Below are 19,933 nucleotides of genomic sequence, written 5' to 3'. Positions count from 1 at the left end.
CTTAATGAACCCGCCCCGAAGGCGTGATGCGTATTCTACTCATCCTCACTTCCTTGTCAAACACTTTTTTCATTTTTTGTTAAAATTATTTTTCCATCTGGATTAAGATTTTTTATCTAAGCCAAAAGATAAGACAACGGTGAGAGCAAGCAAGAAAAAAATCACTGATAACGCTTGCGGGAAAGTATAATTTAGTTGTAGTAACTTTCCGACTAATGGTTGTAAGAGCGGTGCACTTGCCATTAATAGCATATTGGTTGTCGATAATGCTGTGGCTCTCACTCCCACTGCCACAGCATCTTTTACCACGGCAAAAACTTGAATGTAGGTTGATGAGAAAAATCCTAATAACCCTAATAGAATAGATAAACTCCATAAAGGCAAACCTGGCATATACAAGATCATGCCAAAGAGAATAGTCGTTATGAGAGCAAACAGGCTCATGAGTACCTGTCTTTTTTTCCAACGCTGAACAAGCCACGCATTAAAAGGACCACCAATTCCGATACCAATAAACACCATCGACATCATTATCCCGGCAGTATGTAATGAAATTGGATGATGCTGATGAAGAAAAAAAGGAACACCCCAGAGCGTTACAACAACATTAATAATTGAGAACATGGAAAACCCATAAAAACCTGCTAACCAAATTTGTTTGTTGCCTATTACATCTTTAATAGCAGCAACAAATGACAAACTCTGTTCGCTTTCTTTATTCTCTTTAGTCAATTGACTTGCATGATCACGGACGAAAATAATAACAAACAGAGCGACTCCAAGAGCACACCATCCACCTATCATCATAGTAAAACGCCAGCCGTAATGGCTAATAATCCATGCCATACCCACTTCGCCCAAAGCAACTCCCATCATTGCTAAAGTCTCTGAAATACCCACCAGTAACGCAAAGTGCCGTCCTGAAAACCAGGAAGCCGTCACATAGAGCATGCCGACAAACCCAAAGGCACTACCAATACCCATGATCATTCGGGCAAAAAATGCTTGCCAATAGACCTGGCTAAAGGCCAAAGCAAACGTTCCTGTACATAATAGAATAGATGCGGTAATTAAGATTTTACGGGCCCCGAAGCGGTCATAAGCAAACCCCACAGGAATCTGCATAATTACATAAGAAATGAAAAAGGCGGCTGATAAAGAACCTACTTCGGTGGTGGTTAATTGAAAATCAGCCTGCCATCCGGCCGCCATTAGTCCAGAGGCTGTTTGAAGAAAAAATTGAAACAACACAAAACTGGTTGTAGCCCCCCAGTTGAGCCAAGGTAAAAGAGTACGTTTCTGCATATTTTTTGGCTTTCATTTTAATGGAGTGGTCATTATATATACTTTCATCATTCATCACTAACATTCATAATAGTATTTACTAAGATTTGTATATGGGACCTCTGGCTATCCCTATTATTTTTTGTTAATCTTCGCAATTCAACAATGGTGGCTCTATTGGTCCCCTCGCGACGATAGATTGTGAACCCCGTCAGGCCCGGAAGGGAGCAGCGGTAGCAATTGATGCGGGCGCCGGGGTGTGGCTCTTAGAGCTGCCGCCCAACTAATGAAAACCCCGTATGAGCTATCTAGCACTAGCGCGTAAATGGCGACCCCGAACCTTTTCTCAACTGGTTGGCCAGGAACATATTAATAAGGCATTGATCAATTCGCTTAATCAACAGCGTTTACATCATGCTTATCTTTTTACGGGTACACGCGGTGTTGGTAAAACCAGTGTTGCCCGTCTTTTGGCTAAAGCACTTAACTGCGAACAAGGCCTTAGCGCTGAGCCCTGTCTACGCTGTGATGCTTGTTTAGCTATCGAACAAGGACGTTTCATCGATTTAATCGAAATTGACGGCGCCTCCAGAACACGGGTGGAAGATACGCGCGAACTATTGGAAAATGTCCAGTACTCACCAACTAACGGTCGCTTCAAAATCTACTTGATTGATGAAGTACATATGCTCTCTCAACATAGTTTCAATGCGTTGTTAAAAACGCTGGAAGAACCACCCGCACATGTCAAATTCCTATTGGCTACGACTGATCCACAAAAATTACCTGTTACAGTCCTTTCACGCTGCCTGCAGTTTAGTCTCAAGCATTTACCCTCAGAATTGATTAGTCAGCATTTGCAACATATTCTCAATGAAGAACAGCTATCCTTTGAAATAGAGGCTATAGAGCTTTTAGCCAAAGTAGCTAAAGGAAGCATGCGCGATGCCTTGAGTCTCCTCGATCAAGCAATTGCCAGTAGTGATGATTGCTTACAAACGCAAGTAGTAAAATCAATCCTGGGGTATACACAACAAGACTATGCTATTCAACTTTTAAATGCTCTGGCAGCACTTGACGCTCAACAACTTATTCAGATCAGCAGACAAATTGCGGTTGAAGGAGGACATTTCCGCTACGTGCTCGACTCCTTATTGGATTACCTGCACCAAATCACTGTCACACAGACTTTGCCTGATGGAAATCCACTCATTGCTACCCAGTTGGAAGTCAAAGTATTAGCCAAGCATTTTAGCCCGGAAGATGTCCAATTATTTTATCACATTGGTCTTAAAGGCTCTGAAGAAATGTATCTGGCCCCAACCTTGGCCGTTGGTTTTGAAATGATCATGTTGCGTATGTTGACATTCAGGCCAGCGGGAAAAGCGAACACACCACCACTAGCCTATGAAGTAGCTGCTAAAAAACCCTTGGTGCTTGAGGAAAATTCCAGTCCGTTGACTAAATCGGATAAACAGGCAGAGCCGGTTATTATTGAAGCAAACAATAGAAGCACAATAGAACCAGAACCACCTACACCATTGCAGCAGCCTGTCATGCAAGAATCTGTCTCAACGATATCTGACGATTGGAGTGTGATCATAACTCAACTGAAGTTGACAGGTCTAACGCTCAATGCAGCTGAAAATGCTGAACTAATAGCAAAAACTGGGCGTGAAATAACGCTGCGGGTTGCTAGAGGCCACCAATCCTTATTTACTCCCGCGGTTACAAGTCGTATAGAACAGGCTTTAGGTACCTATTATAAGGAATCGATTAAAATTGTACTAAGTACTGGTGAAGCTGTACAATCATCGCCGGCCCAGAAAAAACAGATTGCTCAAGGCTTGCGTCAACAAGAAGCAGAAATAGCCCTGCAAAATGACCCATTCCTTCACCAGTTGAAAGAGGAATTTTCGGCCGAATTAGTTCAAAATTCTATTGAACCCAGTAAAGATGGATTATAATTATTACATTTAACTAGCGAGAGAATAGAGATGGATATTAATCAAAATCTTGGCAACTTGATGAAAGAAGCCCAAAAAATGCAGCAACGTATGCAAGAAGCCCAACAACAACTGAGTCAGTTGCTCGTTGATGGTGAAGCAGGTGGTGGCATGATCAAAGTCAAAATGAATGGCCGTCATGATGTTACTGAAGTCAAAATCAATCCTTCATTAATGGACGAAGAGGTTGAAATGATGGAAGATTTAGTTGCAGCAGCGATTAATGATGCAGTGCGAAAAGTAGAAAAAGCATCGAAAGAAAAAATTAGTCAGTTAACTGCAGGACTCAATATTCCTACTGACTTCCTGAAGGAAGAAGATAAGGAATAAGAGGGATAATGGACACACTAAGCCGCCTAGTGGACGCTTTGCGTTGTCTGCCCGGAGTTGGACCGAAATCCGCGCAGCGCATGGTGTTTCATTTATTGCAACATCAACGCCAGCGCGGCTTGCACCTTGCTTCCTGCTTAGAAGAAGCAATGAATATTATCCATCATTGTAAGCGTTGTAATAATTATACCGAACAGGATTTTTGTAAACTCTGTCAAAACCCCGCAAGGGATCTGAAGACACTCTGCATAGTAGAAAATCCTGCTGATGTGCTCGCAGTTGAACAAAGCAATGCGTTTACTGGCAGTTACTATGTACTGATGGGAAGAATTTCTCCCCTTGATGGCATGGGGCCAGATGACATAGGATTACCAAAATTGCACGAATTGGTTGTTAAAGAAGAAATCAAAGAAGTCATTCTTGCTTTAAGCCCCACCATAGAAGGCCAGACAACCGTTCATTTTATACACGAATTACTGCGCGATCACCCAGTCCAGGTGAGCCAATTAGCTCATGGGATCCCCTCTGGAGGCGAGTTAGAGTTTTTGGACGGCAATACCATCGGTAGCGCACTTAGAAATCGGGCCAGAGTGAATGTTTAAGATCAAGCCGTTTACACAAATTTTTAGCCTGCTAGTCTGTTTATTCCTGATGAACAATGGAATGAGCGCTACTTTTCACAAAAACCTTTGGCCAATTTGGGAAGTAAATAACCCTTTATCAACAGAAACAATTGCACATGACGATTGGCAAACATTTTTGAGTAAACGAATTATTACCAACGAAGAAGGCATTAATCTGGTTGACTATCCTAATCTCACTGAAGCGGATTACGATTTACTAAAATCCTATATTGAAAAAATGGCTAAAATCGATATTGATGCCTATAATCGAAATGAGCAACTTGCTTTTTGGCTCAATCTCTACAATGCCCTTACTATCCAAATCGTAGCGGACTACTATCCTGTAGGAAGTATCGAAGAAATCAATATTTCACCCGGTTTATTTAGTATCGGTCCTTGGGGAGCCAAGCTAATCACGATCAATCATACCCCTTTGTCACTTGATGAAATACAAAACCGTATTATTCGCCCTATCTGGAATGATCCAAGAACCCTCTATGCAATAAATAATGCAGCAATAGGCTCTGCCAATCTAAATAAACAAGCCTATCATGGTGCCACCATTGAGCAAGAATTAAATGAGGCAGCCAGAGGCTACATTAATTCACTCCGAGGCGTACAGGTTATTGAAGGTAAGCTCATTGTATCCAAGATCTATGATTGGTTTAATGAAGACTTCGGTGGCACAAAACGTGATGTGATCAATCATATTAAACAATTTGCCAAAGAACCACTACTGAGCCAACTTAAGCATATCAATACGATCAATGGTTACGTTTATAATTGGCACCTAAACAGTACAGTAGTCACACAGCCGTGAAAAGAAGAGAGGGTATAGGCGATTACTGTACCAATTTCGCCTTATTCAATTTAGTTTTTTTAGTTTTACAATTCGCTTATATCCTTGCCCAGGGAGGCAGTTTTCTAAAAGCTATTCCCTTGCCTATCAGTGTTTATATCGAGTTGGCAACAGCGCTTATCATTCAAGTTCTGCTTTATGTGCTCTTAACTCTCCTACAAACTGCCATGCTCTGGGGAATCGCAGAATATCTACCCACAAAAAAAGCGCTTGAGCGCTGGCAAGTGATTGTTTTTTGCCTCTCACTGATTGCCCTGCTGACGGCTAATTGCTATTTCTTTCCTTTAAGCGCGTTCAGTCGTTTATTTTTACCCGGGCTACCGCCACTTTTACTCAAAATGACCTTTTACCTATCGTTGCTGATACTGGGCCTGTTGATTTTAAATACTTTATGGCAAGCTTGGCATCGTCGCCCTATAATTTTCAGCTGTATTTTTCTAGTTTGTGTAAGCCCATTATTTTTTCTTGGTTATGAAAAAGATCAAGTAAAGCACGACGGGATTGCGTCCAACACACCGAATATTTTTCTGATTGGTATTGATTCGCTAAGTCCTGAACGAGTGAGTGCTCACAATACCCCCAATCTCGATCAATTTATACAACAGAGTATCGTATTCAAGGAAACTGTTAGCCCTCTGGCGCGTACCTATTCGGCCTGGGCAAGTATCCTGACAGGGATGTATCCCCTGCACCACCAGGCCCGTTATAATTTGATGCCAGCGGACCTTGTAAAAAGCAAGGAAAGCATTGTCTGGACTATGCAGAGCCTGGGTTATCAAACCGTTTTTGCCACTGATGATAGACGGTTTAGCAGTATCAGTAACGATTTTGGTTTTGAAAAAGTGATAGGGCCTAAACTGGGTGTCAATGATGTGCTCTTAGGCACTTTTAATGATTTTCCTTTAAGTAACTTACTGATTAATCTTCCTATCAGTCACTGGTTGTTTCCTTATAATTACCTTAACCGTTCCAGTCATTTTTCTTATTACCCGAGTACTTTTGATAGAGTCCTGCATCAATTCATAAAACAGCATAACCCACAGACACCTCTTTTTATGGCAGTGCACTTTACCTTGCCTCACTGGCCCTACGCCTGGGCAGCCTCTTCCCCTGCCCAAGTAAAAAATGAATACTCTGTGCAAGAACGGGGACAACTGTATCTAGACGCCGTTTATAAAGCAGACGAACAAATTGGTAAGTTCTTGACAGCATTACAACAGGCTGATCTGTTACAAAATAGTTTGATCATTGTTCTGAGCGATCATGGGGAAGCCCTCTACGAACCAGGATCACGCCCGCTTACTCTCGCAAACTATCAAGGTAAGCAAGAAAACAAGTTAAGCGATTATTTCAAGCGCAAGACTTCCACAACATTAGAAATGAGTGCAGGACACGGTTCAGATTTACTTAGCCCGGCACAATTTTTTTGTCTGCTGGGTTTTAAAATTTTTAATCAGGGACAGTTAATAACTGTTCCCGGCAAAATAGACAGGCGGGTGGCTTTGATTGATATAGCCCCAACAATCTATAGCTTCTTAAATTTGCCTTTAAAGAAAAATTTTGATGGCATTTCATTACTCAATGCGCTTACTCACCACGAACTGCCTCCTGATAACCGTGTATTTATGCTGGAAAGTGGTGAACTACCTAATCAGATTGTCTCAAGAGAAAAAGCCAGAAAATTAGGAAAACTATTGTATAGAGTTAATCCAGAAAATGGGCAATTGCAAATACGTAAAGATAAACTGGCCATATTAGATGCCCTGAAGCTATACGCAATTCTTGATAATGACTGGATTGTTGCTTTATACCCGGATGACTTCCAATATATTACTGTGATTTTACGTCTAAGCGATGATAAATGGACTGATAGCCTGGATTCATCATTTGCCCAAACCTCTCCTGCCCCAGAAATGTTAAAACAGCTCCTGCAATTTTATAAAAATGAGCTCGCCTCTTATCCAAAATCAAAACTTAAACCAAATCTATTGGATATCAACTAAATAAATGAGGCCTATTCCTGACCTTCATCAGTCTTTGAGCAATGCAAACCTAACACTCACAAGAAAAAAATTCATTCACATAGCTAACGGGACAATTAATACATCTACTTGAAGGCCATCTTATCGAATTTTTTATTTAGCGAGAACAAACCGAATTAATAGTGCTGCCAACTCAATCACGCTTGAAGATTACCCAACCACCTTAGCAAAGTAATTGATTCATTGAGTCGGTAAAATTACAGCTGCCCCCGAATACAAACGATTATCTTTAAATCATTCCAGAATTAGTAAGCGAGAGGTACATCAAAATACCTTTCGGCAGCTGTAGTCCCTAAAATTAACTATCGGTGCCGCTATCTGGCAGTACGCGTGTATTCTTACCATAAACAACCAGAACATGTTGTTTTACTTTTAGGTTTAAGTCTTCTGCCTGAGCTACAGAAACAATGGCGCCACTATTTAATTTAATCACGTAAACATAGCCACGGCCACCATCAATGTATTCACTGCCAGGTGCTTTCTCCGTTTTTTTATTCGCAGTATCTCTGCTATGAAACTTAACAGCCCGTTTTGAAATGATTGTACCAGAAGCAACTTTCTTTAACCGTCCAACCTCACTGACATCGTAATCACCAGGCGCGATGTCCTTCGAGCAGCTGCTCAACAATAAAGAGACTATTAAACCACACAAGCCAATAATTTTATTCATGCTTTTCCCCTCAAGCTATAAATTTGATAATGAGTATTCGCTGATACAAACGCGCTCTATTCTACAAATTAGAAACAGTGATTACTAGCAATGACTGTTGAAAACAACAGAAGGTATGATAGTTATAGCCAGGGGGAAAAAATTCTTGCAATTAAAATAAAGGCAATCAACTAAAAAATCACAAATTTGATAATAAACAGTATATAATCCTGCCAAGTATAGAATTGATTTGCATTCATGACGGAGAATGATTCATGCATCGCAAATATCTGCTCATCATTGATAATGCTCCACCAGATGGGCGTCTTTTAGAATATTTTGCTAAATTTGATTATCAGATTGAACAACAAACTGATCTCTCACAACTCAGTGGGAATATTAGTCAACCTGAGGCATTGCTAATCAATTGGGCTCTTATTCAAGAAGATCCAGCCCAGATCGATAATTTATATCATCGTTTTCAGGTGCCTTTAATTATTATTAGCGAACAAGCAAACGAAAATATATGTGTGCGCATGCTAGAGGCCGGTGCCGATGACTTTTTGATCAAACCCATTCATCCTCGTGAACTCCATGCCCGGATTTCTGCCATTAGTAGACGAGTACAACGCTCTACGCAAGAAACAGAGTCTGAAAAAAATGTTTTTCTTTTTGCCAACTGGCGACTTTATCCCGCTTCACGGCAACTCTTTGATAATAAAAATCAAGAGTTACCACTGAGCGTAGGTGAGTATGAATTGTTGCTGGCTTTTGTACGACAACCACAACGTGTTTTAGGCCGCGAATTTTTACTTCAACTCACAAAAAATACGGATTTGACCCCTTTTGATCGGCGCATTGATGTCCAAATTAGCCGCTTAAGGCAAAAAATTGAACCCAACGCCAAAAAACCAGCCCTGATTAAAACCATTAGAAATGGCGGTTATTTATTTACTGCACGGGTATTAGCTGTCAAAGAAAACGAAGAAATAAAATAACTAACGTTAGGGCTGTTTATATTTCGCTAGCTTGAGTGCTTATGGTGCGATATTCGAGCATCGCAGCGGAGCATACGCACCAGTATGTGAGCAGCGAAGCGCAGAAAATCGCACCATAAGCTCCAAGATAGTAGAAATGTAACCTGCCCTATTATTTCCTCTTCTTATTCACCTTAAGCATACGCACTGTTTTAATCATATTATCGCTGACCATGAGTATTTCAATTTGAAAACTCTCGATTTGCAGACAACAATCCGGTGGAGGGATATAGCCCAAATGCTCAATGATTAAACCACTCAATGTGCGCGGTCCCAAGGAAGGTAACTGCCAGTTCAGTAAGCGCTTTAAATGGCGTAAAGTAATACTGGCATCAACGATAACAGAACCATCCTCTTGCTGGGTAATGTCCTTGCTCAAGGCTGCAATATCAGTTGTAAATTCGCCAACGACTTCCTCAAGAATATCCTCCATCGTCACCAAGCCCAACAATTCACCATATTCATCCACCACAAAACAACTGCGTTTTTTCATTTTCTGGAAATTTAAAATCTGCACATTAAGAGGGGTTGCTTCTGGAATAAAATAAGGCGCATCGGCGATTTTTAATAAATTATCCATATCAAGACGTTCTTCTAAAGCCAAATTCAGTACACTTCGCACATGGACCATACCGACCAGATTATCAATCGTATCGCGATAAAGAGGAAGCCGGGTATGCTGTGCCGTTTCTAACTGCTCAAGTAAGTCATGCCAGGATTGCTCCAAATCAAGACCAATAATATCCGCTGTCGGAATCATGATGTCTTCAACAGTTGCTTGCTCCAAATCAAGCAAACTGATCAACATACTTTTATGCTCAACAGGTAAAAGCCCCCCTGCCTCATGGACTACTGAACGTAATTCCTCTCCGGATAAAGCTTCTTTTTGTACCTTATCGAGGGTGACGCCAAATAAACGCAAAATAGTATTGGTGATCCATGTGATTGTTTGAACCAAAGGAGCAAGAATAATTTGCAAAATTTGCAACGGAAAAGACGAAGTAAAAGCAACCTGTTGTGGATGCAAAGCGGCCAAGGTCTTGGGCGTCATTTCAGAAAACACGAGAATGACCAATGTTAGGATCAGAGTCGCTATGGCTACACCAGCATCACCATATAAACGCTGGCCAACAAGCGTTGCTAGCGTTGAGGCGACTATATTCGCCAACGTATTACCAATTAACACGACACTAAGTAGTTTGTCGGGGCGAGCCAGCATTTGGTTAACACGTATAGCCTGTTTATCATTTTTTTTGACTAAATGGCGCAAACGGTAACGGTTTAAAGACATCATGCCAATTTCTGCACCAGAAAAAAAAGCTGATAATAAAACCAGCAGCACTAAAGCAATTAGAAGCGTGGGTAAAGAAAAAGAAAAATGCACTACATATCCCCAAGTAATTGCAAAGAAAATTAGTTCATCATATCAAAAAGACAAGATCTATAGCCAATTCCCTTAAAAAGCATGAAAAAAATTAGTAAGAGACTAATTTATTAATCAATCCTGCCTTTCCTGGCCAATAAAAGTTTTGGCAACCTGGCCACTGTGCTATAGTTAGAATTTTTGCATTAGGTAATTACCATGTTTGAGAATTTAACCGAACGCTTAACGCAAGCCTTTAAAACGATTAGCGGTCAAAGTCGCTTTACTCCAGAAAATATGCAACATGCTCTACGCGAAGTGCGTATGTCGTTGCTTGAAGCAGACGTGGCCTTACCTGTCATTAAAGAGTTTATTGAGCAGGTAAAACAAAAGGCACTTGGTCAGGAAGTCCAGGGGAGCTTAAAACCCGATCAAGCGCTGGTTAAAATTGTTCATGATGAATTAGTGCATATTTTAGGTGATACTCGCGCTGAGCTTAATTTTAAAACCCAACCCCCTGCAGTATTCCTGATGGCAGGCTTGCAAGGCTCTGGTAAAACAACCAGTAGTGCAAAATTAGCCCGCTACCTAAAAGAAACAGAAAATAAGAAAGTCATGTTAGTGAGTTTGGACGTATACCGACCCGCTGCCATTGAACAACTTAAAGTTTTAGCTGCTCAACTTGATGTTACTTTCTTTCCATCAGAAGCACATCAACAGCCTTTAGATATTGCCCAAAGAGCTTTGGACAGCGCCAAAAAACAATATATGGATGTAGTCATTTTTGATACAGCAGGCCGTTTACATGTTGATGCCGAGATGATGGCGGAGATCAAGGCACTCCATAAAGCAGTCAATCCGGTAGAAACTTTATTCGTTGTAGACAGCATGACGGGCCAGGATGCTGCGAATACAGCCAAAGCCTTCCATGAAGCCTTGCCTTTGACCGGTGTCATTCTCACCAAAACAGATGGTGATGCCCGCGGAGGAGCAGCACTTTCGGTTAAACACATTACCGGCCAACCCATTAAATTTTTGGGTAGCGGTGAAAAAATTGATCCGCTAGAACCTTTTCATCCAGATCGAATAGCCTCACGTATTCTAGGTATGGGAGATATTCTTACCCTGATTGAGGAAGTCGAGCGTAAAGCAGATAAGCAAGCCAGCGAAAAACTGGCCAAAAAGCTTAAAAAAGGAAAAGGGTTTGACTTGGAGGACTTTAAACAACAGCTACTCCAAATGAACAATATGGGTGGTATTGCCAGTATGATGAGTAAATTGCCTGGCATGAGTCAATTGCCACAACAAGCAATAAGCCAAGTCAACGACAAGGCCATGGCACAAACTGTCGCTATTATAAATTCCATGACCCCCAAAGAGCGCCGTATTCCTAAAATTATTGTCGGCTCACGAAAAAAACGCATCGCAGCTGGTTCAGGTACTCAAATTCAGGATGTTAACCGTCTGCTGAAACAATTTGAGCAAATGCAAAAAATGATGAAGAAATTCACCAAGCCAGGCGGCATGAAACAAATAATGCGCGGGATGGGCGGCATGACTGGTTTAAAGGGGCTGTTTCCCGATGATATGAAATAATTCCTGTAATCACTTCCCATGCCGAATTAATTTTCGTACAATACACGGCATTTTTACGTAACCACTCTAAGTAGAGGAAAACAATGGTCGTTATACGTTTATCAAGAGCTGGCGCAAAGAAGCGTCCTTTTTACAATATGGTTGTCACTGACAGTCGCCGACGTCGTGATGGTAACTATATTGAGCGAATTGGTTATTTCAACCCTGTTGCGCGTGGTCAAGAAGTTCGCCTGCAGATTGAAATGGACAAATTAACTCATTGGCAAAATAGTGGCGCTCAGTTATCTGATCGTGTTCGTGCCTTAATCAAAGAATATAGCAAGAAGAGCGCTGCTGCTGAATAACGTGGACAAGGTTACTGATTGGGTTGTTGTTGGTCGTTTTGGTCGTGCGCATGGAATTAAAGGGCTCGTTATTGTTCATTCATTCACCGAGCCTCGTGATAATATCCTGCGTTATACAGATTGGCATGCCTATATTGGCAAACAATGGCAACCACTTAGCGTATTGCACATAGAAGTCAACAATAAATTGATTCTTGCCCAGATTGAAGGTTATAGCGAACGAGAGCAGGTGGCTAACCTGACTAATAGTGATATCGCGATTAGTCGCAGTCAACTTCCTTCACTTAAGCCAGGCGAATATTACTGGCATGAACTTGTTGGAATGGAGGTTGTTAATCTGCAAGGAATCTCCTTTGGCAAGGTAAAAGAAGTAATGCCGACGGGAGCCAATGATGTTTTGGTTGTAGAAGGAACAAAGCGATATTTGATTCCCTATTTACCGGATCAGTTTATTATGGACATCAATCCTGGCCAAAATCTTATAAGAGTTGACTGGGATGCGGATTTTTAGATAATGCTGCATTTAGGTGTGATAACACTGATGCCCGAGATGTTTGATGGCTTGCACCACGGTGTAGTGGGACGGGCTCTTGAGCAAGGGTTAGCGAAGGTAGACTGTTGGAATCCCCGTGAGTGGGCGACAAGGCCCTATCGTCAGGTGGATGATAAACCCTATGGCGGTGGTCCGGGTATGGTCATGATGTATGAGCCCTTACATGCAGCAATTAAGCATGCAAAGACTCAGTTGCCGACCTCTTGTAAGACCATCTATTTGAGTCCACAAGGGAAAGTAGTTCGCCAGTTTGATTTGAATGAAGTGGCAGCAAGCAAACAGCCCCTGCTTTTTATAGCAGGACGCTATGAAGGAATTGATGAGCGGATCATTACACATGATGTTGATGAAGAATGGTCGCTAGGAGATTTTGTTTTAAGTGGTGGTGAATTGGCAGCCATGGTGTTTATCGATGCGATTATACGCCTTCTGCCTGGCAGTCTTGGCCATTTGGGCTCTGCAGAACAAGATTCATTTATGAATGGTTTGCTGGATTGTCCACATTACACTAGACCAGCTACTATTAACGGTTTAGATGTTCCGCCAGTATTATTAGGTGGCCATCATCGAGATATTGAGCGCTGGCGTAGAAAACAAATGCTGGGTAAAACCTGGCTGAAACGTCCGGATTTATTAGAGAAAATACAGTTAAGTGATACGGACAAGCAGTTGCTTGTCGAGTTTAAACGCGAACACGGTGGTTCCTGATTAAAAGGAATACCCATTTGAGGAGTGACCATGACGAACATTATTGACCAATTAAATGCCGAACAAATGCAAGGCAAAAATATTCCTGATTTCAGTCCAGGTGATACTGTTTTAGTACAAGTAAAAGTAAAAGAAGGTACACGCGAGCGTTTACAGGCCTTCGAAGGTATTGTCATTGCTAAACGCAACCGCGGTTTAAATTCTGCGTTCACTGTTCGAAAAATTTCTCACAGCGTTGGTGTTGAGCGCGTATTCCAAACTTACAGTCCTGTTGTAGACAGCATTACTGTTAAGCGTCGTGGTGATGTTCGTCGTGCCAAGCTATATTATCTGCGTGATTTAGCTGGCCGTGCAGCACGTATCAAAGAAAAATTGACTAGCAAAAAAGAAAGTTAATTGCGGACCAAAATGCTCATTGTCACCGAATTCAGTACACCAGTTGGTTGGCTTGAAGTTGAGTACGATGAGCATTATATCCACCGCGCAAATTTTACTGAATCGCCCACTTCCAGCAAGCTGGTTAATCAACTGACCAACACCATTGCGATGGAAATCGATCATTATTTCCAAAACCCTCACTATCGTTTTCAATTGCCATTAAAACCACAAGGTACTCTCTATCAGCAGCGGGTTTGGAATGCTTTACTGGTTATTCCCGTAGGCCGCACCTTTACCTATGGTGAATTGGCAAAGACATTGCAATCAAGTCCCCGTGCTATTGGCCAGGCTTGTAAAAGTAATCCTTTAGCCTTGTTTATTCCTTGCCATCGTGTAGTTGGCAAAACCAACTGTGGCGGCTATATGGGGCGAACTACCGCTCTGCATTACAAAACAGATCTACTACGCCATGAAGGAATCGTTTACTAACTTGGCATAGTTCAAGCATGCTTCACTATCAGAATTCTGCGTAATAGCCGATAATATTAGAATAGAACAACGGAGTGTTAGTCTATGAAAACAATCAATCTAGCGTCGCTTCTGTTTATACTGCCATTGAGCACAGCCTTTGCTAACTGTGATTTGACACGCTTTCGTTGGGATTGTGATATCCCCATACAAGTTAAATCTTCGCGCGCCGCCCATTCACTGGTTTATTGTGGTAACAGTTATGGCTATCTGACCCCCGCCCAATACGAACAATTAGTTCGCTACCATCGTGCCAGCGTGAATATGGTATTGAAAATAAATGGTGAATATGTCGATAGTCCTTGTGTCCCTGATGAGCGCTTCTGATAGATTCACAGAACTTACGAAAAACGCCGATCTCTTCGTTAACATTTTGTCTCGACTTTTTTCGTAAGTCCTGATTCATCGCTTCCTATTTCCCAAGCTAAAGACCATAAGGTCCACTAATCAATTGACTATCTACCCTCATCAATTTATAACTACCATTTCTTGTTTTTTATTACTTGCTTCTATGTCGCACAATCAACTTGAAATTGATGGGATTGTTATAAATATCATAAGAAAACCGATAAAAAACATACATCTACGTATATATCCGCCTCATGGTGAGGTTAGGGTCAGCGTACCATTAAGATTTTCTATGGCCCTGATTCACCGGCAGCTGGAAGCTAAAAGCGCCTGGATTCATGCCCAGCGAGCCCGTTTAACTCAAAATCCCCCCCCACCCAGCCCTCGTTTTGAAACAGGCGAACATCACTATTTTTTAGGTAAATCATTTGCATTCGTTATTCACGAGAATAGTCAACAGGCAAAAATCGTTATTGATGACCGCTTTATCCACTGTTTTACCAAAGCTGATTCAACGGTAACCATTAGAGAAGTCCTATTAAAAAGCTGGTACAGAGAACAAATGAAAGCAGTTTTACCCCAACTACTACAGAAATGGGAACCAATAATCGGGGTAAACGTGAACAGCTGGGGAATCAAACTAATGAAAACCCGCTGGGGCTCTTGCAACGTCCGTGCGCAACGAATCTGGCTGAATCTTAATCTGATTAAAAAACCATTGGCCTGCCTGGAATATGTTTTAGTTCATGAAATGGTTCATCTATTGGAAGCTAGCCACAATAAGCGTTTCCATGCGTTAATGACCCGATTTATGCCCCAGTGGCGCGACTATCAAAAACAGCTGGAAAACCCCTTGGTGAGTTCATCCTGAGAACCCTGGGCACCCGGGCACCTGAATTAATTTTGGCGGTAAACCTATCCAAGAATTTGTCCAGACCTGCTTTAAGGCAACACTCAATAATGGACGTTTATTAACCAGTGGCCTGAGATTAATTAATCCTCATTAGCCAGGTAAACCATTATATTTTCATGGAAAGACATTCTACTAATCGCTGGACATAGGGCTCAAAAAACATGGTTTCATGATTCCCAGATATCGCATACTGCTTAATTTCACCCTCAACATAAGGACGCCAACCATTATTAAAGTCATCAATGAGTTTAAATGAAGGCCATAATTCACTTGCCTTAAATAAGGTCACATCCGCCTTCAAGGAAGAGAGTTTATAATTGAGTAATAACGTCTTTCGATATTGTTCCAATTCATATAAAGACTCTTTTGTCTTGTTATTGATCGTGGATTGATTATCTTCTGTCTGGCTTAAGAATATGGATGTATCTTCCTGCATTAAGTCATGAGGATAATGAGCCCACCCATCGAACAACCCTAGAAATTGAATGGATTTTTTTTCATTGACGAGTTGTTTTGCCATTTCAAAAGCAACTGTAGCGCCGAATGAGGCTCCTCCCAGGCAGTATTGATCACCTGAATACACTTTTTTTATTTCCTGCAAATAAAAACTGGCCATCTCCTCCAAAGCGTTAAAGCGAAGAAGCATTCCATCCAGATTAGGATCCTGAATACCATAAACAGTGTATTTACCATGCAAATATGAAGCTAATTGCTTATACCAAAAGACTGAGCCACCCACGGGGTGCACTAAAAACAAAGGCGGCTCGTCTTTACCGGTTGCCAGTTTAATTAAAGGATTTGCTTTGATAGAAAAATGCTTTTCTGAACGTTTACTCGCTAAAAACTCATCAATTTTGGTCGCTAAACTTGAAATAGTTGGATACTCAAACACTAATTGCAGGGGCAAATTTAAATTGTAATGCGTTTTTAAAGTGGATATGAGCTGCAAAGCCGTGAGTGAATCGCCCCCCATGGCAAAAAAATCCTCCTGGGCAGAATGGACCTTCCTGTGAAAAATTTGCTCCCAAATTCCTTTGATTTCCTTTTCGTGGGGTGTTAATGCATCAATTGTATCTTGTTCATTAAATCGTAAAAGTTGAAATCCTTGCCGTTCTAATGAAGTAAAATCTATTTTTTCATTCTCTTTTAAAGGAATTGATTTTATGACACAAAATTCGCGCGGTATCATATAGCCAGGCAGATAGTCAGCCAAATACTCCCTTAATTCGTTGCTGGTTTTTGGCTTTTTATCAGTCACCAAATAGGCTCGCAAATAAGCTTCTTTTGATTTTCCTCGCATCACGACAACCACTGCTTGATGAATTCCAGGGAATTTAACCAAAATCGATTCAATAGCCGGTAATTCGATACGGTAACCCTGAATTTTGACTTGGTGATCGTTTCTTCCAAAAAACTGCAAACTTCCACCTGGCAACCAACACACCATATCGCCCGTACGATAAAGCACTTCATTGGGCTTGGTGAAATCTACATGGATAAACTTCTCTTGTGTCAGGTCAGGCCGATTCAGATAACCTTTGGTTACTTGAGCTCCACCAATATATAGCTCTCCTTTTACACCAAAAGGACAGAGATTTTTGTATTGATCGAGAACATAACCGGTCGAATTAAAAGCCGGTTGGCCAATCGGAACTGAGGTTCCATTATCCAACTCATCCTTATTCACAAAATAAGAAGTGACTGACACCGTCGTTTCTGTAGGACCATATTCATTGATGACCTGATGGTGAGGGCATAACGATAACCATCGTTTCACATCAGTACTTAAAACCACATCAGCCCCGAGTAACAAATAACGTAAATGAACCAAATCAATTACTTCCTGAGGGTAATTCAACAACATTTCAAGATAACCAGGGGTTAACTCCGCATGAGTGACCAGGTGCTTTTTAAGATGGGTCAGGTAAAGTTGTGGATTTGTTTTTTGGGCATCAGTGGCTATAGCAATGGCCCCCCCCACTAATAAAGGAGCAAGGGTACAAGGCACAGAGAGATCAAACGCAATGGATGACGAGAAATCAATAGTACATTTTTCATCAAAATGGGTTGTCTCAGTGAACCACTTGCAATAATTAATAATGTTTTTATGGGTGACAACAACTCCCTTTGGCCTCCCTGTTGTACCCGAAGTAAACATAATATAAGCAATCTTATTTGTTATGGTTAACCCGTCTGGTACCTGCTCGCAGGCCTTTTGCGGAGTCGATAAAATAGCCTCGACGGTTAACAACTCAACCTTTTTCTCTTTTTGCTTGAAAAAATCGTTAAATTGTTCCACTGATTTTTGCTGGATAAAAAGGCAAGAAAGATTAGCATCTTCAACAATTTGTTCTATTTTCAGTAAAGGATATTTGGTATCCAGAGGAACATAGGCACAATTGGCCTTTAAAATCCCTAGTATCACAGCAAGCATCTCTATACTTCGCTGAAGGTACAATCCGATAAAATGTTGTGGAGGAAGTTGTCGCTGCCGTATGCGATTGGCAACCCGCTCAGCGAGTTCATTCAGCTCCAAGTAAGTGACTGATAAATGATTGAAATAAATAGCCACCTTGTCTGGATTGTTTGCCACTTGGGTTTCAAAAAGCATTACCAGTGATTTTTCAGGCAGGTATCTCGTCTTTCCTTTTCCCCATACCTGCAATAAGTTGTAACGTTCAGCTTGTGTCAAAAAGCAAAACTTTCTTGCACTAACAAAAGGGTGATTAATTAACTGGATAAGAATATTAACGAGATGCTGGGTACAATGCGACATGAGTTCTTTCAGTAACGAATCATCTCTGTTCAGCTCCATACGATGCAGAATCTCAATTTTACCTCTATCCGGATCCAAATTAAAATAAAGCACCGTTTCCGTTTGGCAAGGATAATCTTTATTAGCCCCTGAAAGATTAATAACAATCCCTGATTCCATTTGACTTCCTTTCAACTCAGGGTGTCTTGCAGCAATATCACTCAGAAATACAGAGCGCTTATCGAGTTCGACCAATGATTTGGTTACCGATTCAAGTGCCTCTTGAAATGAAAAATCATTTTCTTTATGGAAAAGCAACGGTAAAAACCCTGAAAATAAAGGGCCGAATTGCTCTTGAAGATGATTATACTCAGGCTGAACAATTGAAATTGATAGCTGTTCCTGGTTATTTAGGCGATACAAATAGATTAATATGGCTGTTAATAGCAGTTCTACCTTGTTATCAAATTGTTTGCTGGGGAAGATGTCATTTAAGCTGATGGATGTTTCCAAACGTTCAAATTCCATCGATTGTTTGAGACGCTGTAGGTTAAAAGTATTATGCTCAGATATCGCTTTTATTTTACTAATCCAATAGCGCTCGTTAGCTAATGCAGAGCTGTGGTATTTCCTTTGCGCTTCTATATCTTTTACCCTGTAGTAAGGTAAGACTTGCCCAACTTGCAGGCCATGACTATTGACCCAATCTTTAATTGAAATTGGCTCACCTGCCAAGGAGAGTAATTCAACAAATTTAATAGGTTGACCTACTGTGCTAACGACAAGGCCGTTTTCTTCAATAGCCAGGATTGTACCTAATTTATTCTCAGCGGTGTTGGGAGCGCTTACCAGCTCAACCTGGGAAACAATCGCATAGTCCCTGTCTGCCAGTAATTTTAAGGTGCCAACATGATTACTATATTTTTGAATGGATAAAGCTCGCGTGATGCGCTCAATCGTTTTGGCTGAAAAAAGCCGCCAATCAATAAATCCAAAACACGGTAAATGATGATTTGCAGCAAAATAACTGCGCCTATCAAGCACTTGCTTTCTAGGTGCAAGCAAACCGGCTTCGATAAGCTTAATCATCTGAGTAAAGGATGAAATCGCATTTTCATAACAACGCAAATTTAATGTAAGCACCGTATCATTAGGATGGATTGGCAAGGACTGTTGATAAACAATCTCCCCCTCATCAATCTTGTCATTCATGATATGCCATGTGACACCATGCTCTTTTTCGTTGTGAACAAGTGCCCAGGAGGTAGAATTCAGACCTGCAAATTTGGGTAAAAGTGAATCATGATAGTTAATGGCATAACAGCGGGCTAAATTTCGAATTGATTTTGATAAAATGCGACTATTCACAATACTGAACAAATAATCAACCTGAAAAGGCTCGATATTTGCAAGCTTATCAATACTGGCAATCCAGGAAATTCCATGTTCTTCAGCCCACTCTTGAACACTGTGCAGTGGCGAAATAACCAAGTGTATGCGATGATTGCGGGATAAAAGTTGATCACCACACTGAATAACTAAACTATCTTCACCAATAAGGCAGGTGGTTATCTCCATATTAGGATCCTCAATGGTATATAATTCAAAAGAAATACA

The 19,933-nt window shown here is 41.1% G+C and carries 18 protein-coding genes and 1 other RNA gene; 15 read left to right on the top strand and 4 right to left on the bottom strand.

From position 1 onward, the window contains the following. Positions 1-102: 102 nt before the first annotated feature. On the bottom strand, positions 103-1,305 hold the full coding sequence (locus ACN4Z1_RS13045; RefSeq protein WP_228363954.1) for an MFS transporter: 1,203 nt from the start codon (positions 1,303-1,305) through the stop codon (positions 103-105). A gap of 154 nt (positions 1,306-1,459) precedes the next feature. Between ACN4Z1_RS13045 and ffs the strand changes: the two genes are divergently transcribed. The 6 genes from ffs to ACN4Z1_RS13015 all read left to right on the top strand — a co-directional run bounded on the left by ffs (position 1,460) and on the right by ACN4Z1_RS13015 (position 7,105). Beyond that, positions 1,460-1,556: signal recognition particle sRNA small type (ffs, locus tag ACN4Z1_RS13040), an RNA gene on the top strand. 27 nt (positions 1,557-1,583) lie between these two features. Further along, positions 1,584-3,251, top strand: coding sequence for a DNA polymerase III subunit gamma/tau (dnaX, locus tag ACN4Z1_RS13035; RefSeq protein ID WP_228363955.1), 1,668 nt, complete (start codon positions 1,584-1,586; stop codon positions 3,249-3,251). 30 nt (positions 3,252-3,281) lie between these two features. After that, positions 3,282-3,620: a YbaB/EbfC family nucleoid-associated protein gene (locus ACN4Z1_RS13030; protein ID WP_058443935.1), complete on the top strand. Its 339-nt coding sequence runs from the start codon at positions 3,282-3,284 to the stop codon at positions 3,618-3,620. 8 nt (positions 3,621-3,628) lie between these two features. Next, on the top strand, positions 3,629-4,222 hold the full coding sequence (recR, locus tag ACN4Z1_RS13025; RefSeq protein WP_228363956.1) for a recombination mediator RecR: 594 nt from the start codon (positions 3,629-3,631) through the stop codon (positions 4,220-4,222). Then, positions 4,215-5,063: a DUF547 domain-containing protein gene (locus ACN4Z1_RS13020; protein ID WP_228363957.1), complete on the top strand. Its 849-nt coding sequence runs from the start codon at positions 4,215-4,217 to the stop codon at positions 5,061-5,063. Before recR ends, ACN4Z1_RS13020 begins: the two co-directional genes overlap by 8 nt. Next, complete coding sequence (locus tag ACN4Z1_RS13015) at positions 5,060-7,105, top strand: sulfatase-like hydrolase/transferase (protein WP_228363958.1); 2,046 nt, start codon at positions 5,060-5,062, stop codon at positions 7,103-7,105. Before ACN4Z1_RS13020 ends, ACN4Z1_RS13015 begins: the two co-directional genes overlap by 4 nt. A 337-nt stretch (positions 7,106-7,442) precedes the next feature. On the opposite strand, the gene ACN4Z1_RS13010 is transcribed toward ACN4Z1_RS13015, so the two are convergent. Then, positions 7,443-7,814 carry a hypothetical protein gene (locus ACN4Z1_RS13010; protein ID WP_115220371.1) on the bottom strand — a complete coding sequence of 124 codons (372 nt, stop codon included), beginning with the start codon at positions 7,812-7,814 and terminating at the stop codon, positions 7,443-7,445. A 254-nt stretch (positions 7,815-8,068) separates the two neighbouring features. On the opposite strand from ACN4Z1_RS13010, the gene ACN4Z1_RS13005 reads away from it, so the two are divergent. Then, the gene (locus tag ACN4Z1_RS13005) at positions 8,069-8,791 is read left to right on the top strand and encodes a winged helix-turn-helix domain-containing protein (RefSeq protein ID WP_228363959.1); all 723 of its coding nucleotides are present in this window, start codon (positions 8,069-8,071) and stop codon (positions 8,789-8,791) included. Between the two features lie 151 nt (positions 8,792-8,942). Here ACN4Z1_RS13005 and ACN4Z1_RS13000 read toward each other — a convergent pair whose 3' ends face one another. Further along, complete coding sequence (locus tag ACN4Z1_RS13000) at positions 8,943-10,214, bottom strand: HlyC/CorC family transporter (protein WP_115220369.1); 1,272 nt, start codon at positions 10,212-10,214, stop codon at positions 8,943-8,945. Between the two features lie 198 nt (positions 10,215-10,412). Between ACN4Z1_RS13000 and ffh the strand changes: the two genes are divergently transcribed. From ffh to ACN4Z1_RS12960, 8 genes are all read left to right on the top strand, one after another. After that, on the top strand, positions 10,413-11,789 hold the full coding sequence (ffh, locus tag ACN4Z1_RS12995; RefSeq protein ID WP_115220368.1) for a signal recognition particle protein: 1,377 nt from the start codon (positions 10,413-10,415) through the stop codon (positions 11,787-11,789). A gap of 83 nt (positions 11,790-11,872) precedes the next feature. Beyond that, positions 11,873-12,133, top strand: coding sequence for a 30S ribosomal protein S16 (rpsP, locus tag ACN4Z1_RS12990; protein ID WP_115220367.1), 261 nt, complete (start codon positions 11,873-11,875; stop codon positions 12,131-12,133). A 1-nt stretch (position 12,134) separates the two neighbouring features. Then, positions 12,135-12,644 (top strand): ribosome maturation factor RimM, encoded by a 510-nt coding sequence (rimM, locus tag ACN4Z1_RS12985; protein ID WP_228363960.1) that lies wholly within the window; start codon positions 12,135-12,137, stop codon positions 12,642-12,644. Beyond that, complete coding sequence (gene trmD, locus ACN4Z1_RS12980; protein WP_228364097.1) at positions 12,645-13,394, top strand: tRNA (guanosine(37)-N1)-methyltransferase TrmD; 750 nt, start codon at positions 12,645-12,647, stop codon at positions 13,392-13,394. 30 nt (positions 13,395-13,424) lie between these two features. Further along, the gene (gene rplS, locus ACN4Z1_RS12975; RefSeq protein WP_115220364.1) at positions 13,425-13,790 is read left to right on the top strand and encodes a 50S ribosomal protein L19; all 366 of its coding nucleotides are present in this window, start codon (positions 13,425-13,427) and stop codon (positions 13,788-13,790) included. Between the two features lie 12 nt (positions 13,791-13,802). Further along, on the top strand, positions 13,803-14,261 hold the full coding sequence (locus ACN4Z1_RS12970) for a methylated-DNA--[protein]-cysteine S-methyltransferase (RefSeq protein ID WP_228363961.1): 459 nt from the start codon (positions 13,803-13,805) through the stop codon (positions 14,259-14,261). An 84-nt stretch (positions 14,262-14,345) separates the two neighbouring features. Then, the gene (locus tag ACN4Z1_RS12965) at positions 14,346-14,627 is read left to right on the top strand and encodes a hypothetical protein (RefSeq protein ID WP_058443911.1); all 282 of its coding nucleotides are present in this window, start codon (positions 14,346-14,348) and stop codon (positions 14,625-14,627) included. Between the two features lie 184 nt (positions 14,628-14,811). Beyond that, positions 14,812-15,519 (top strand): M48 family metallopeptidase, encoded by a 708-nt coding sequence (locus ACN4Z1_RS12960; protein ID WP_228363962.1) that lies wholly within the window; start codon positions 14,812-14,814, stop codon positions 15,517-15,519. A 148-nt stretch (positions 15,520-15,667) separates the two neighbouring features. Here the strand turns inward: ACN4Z1_RS12960 and ACN4Z1_RS12955 are convergent, their stop codons facing one another. Beyond that, entirely contained in the window at positions 15,668-19,894 is a 4,227-nt protein-coding gene (locus ACN4Z1_RS12955; RefSeq protein WP_228363963.1) for an amino acid adenylation domain-containing protein, read from the bottom strand. Between the last annotated feature and the right edge of the window lie 39 nt (positions 19,895-19,933).

This window comes from Legionella sp. ST3F1 (assembly GCF_048553315.1).
Lineage (GTDB): Bacteria > Pseudomonadota > Gammaproteobacteria > Legionellales > Legionellaceae > Tatlockia > Tatlockia donaldsonii.
The sequence above is the reverse complement of the archived record's forward strand: the minus strand, read 5'-3'. Positions and strand labels throughout refer to the sequence as shown.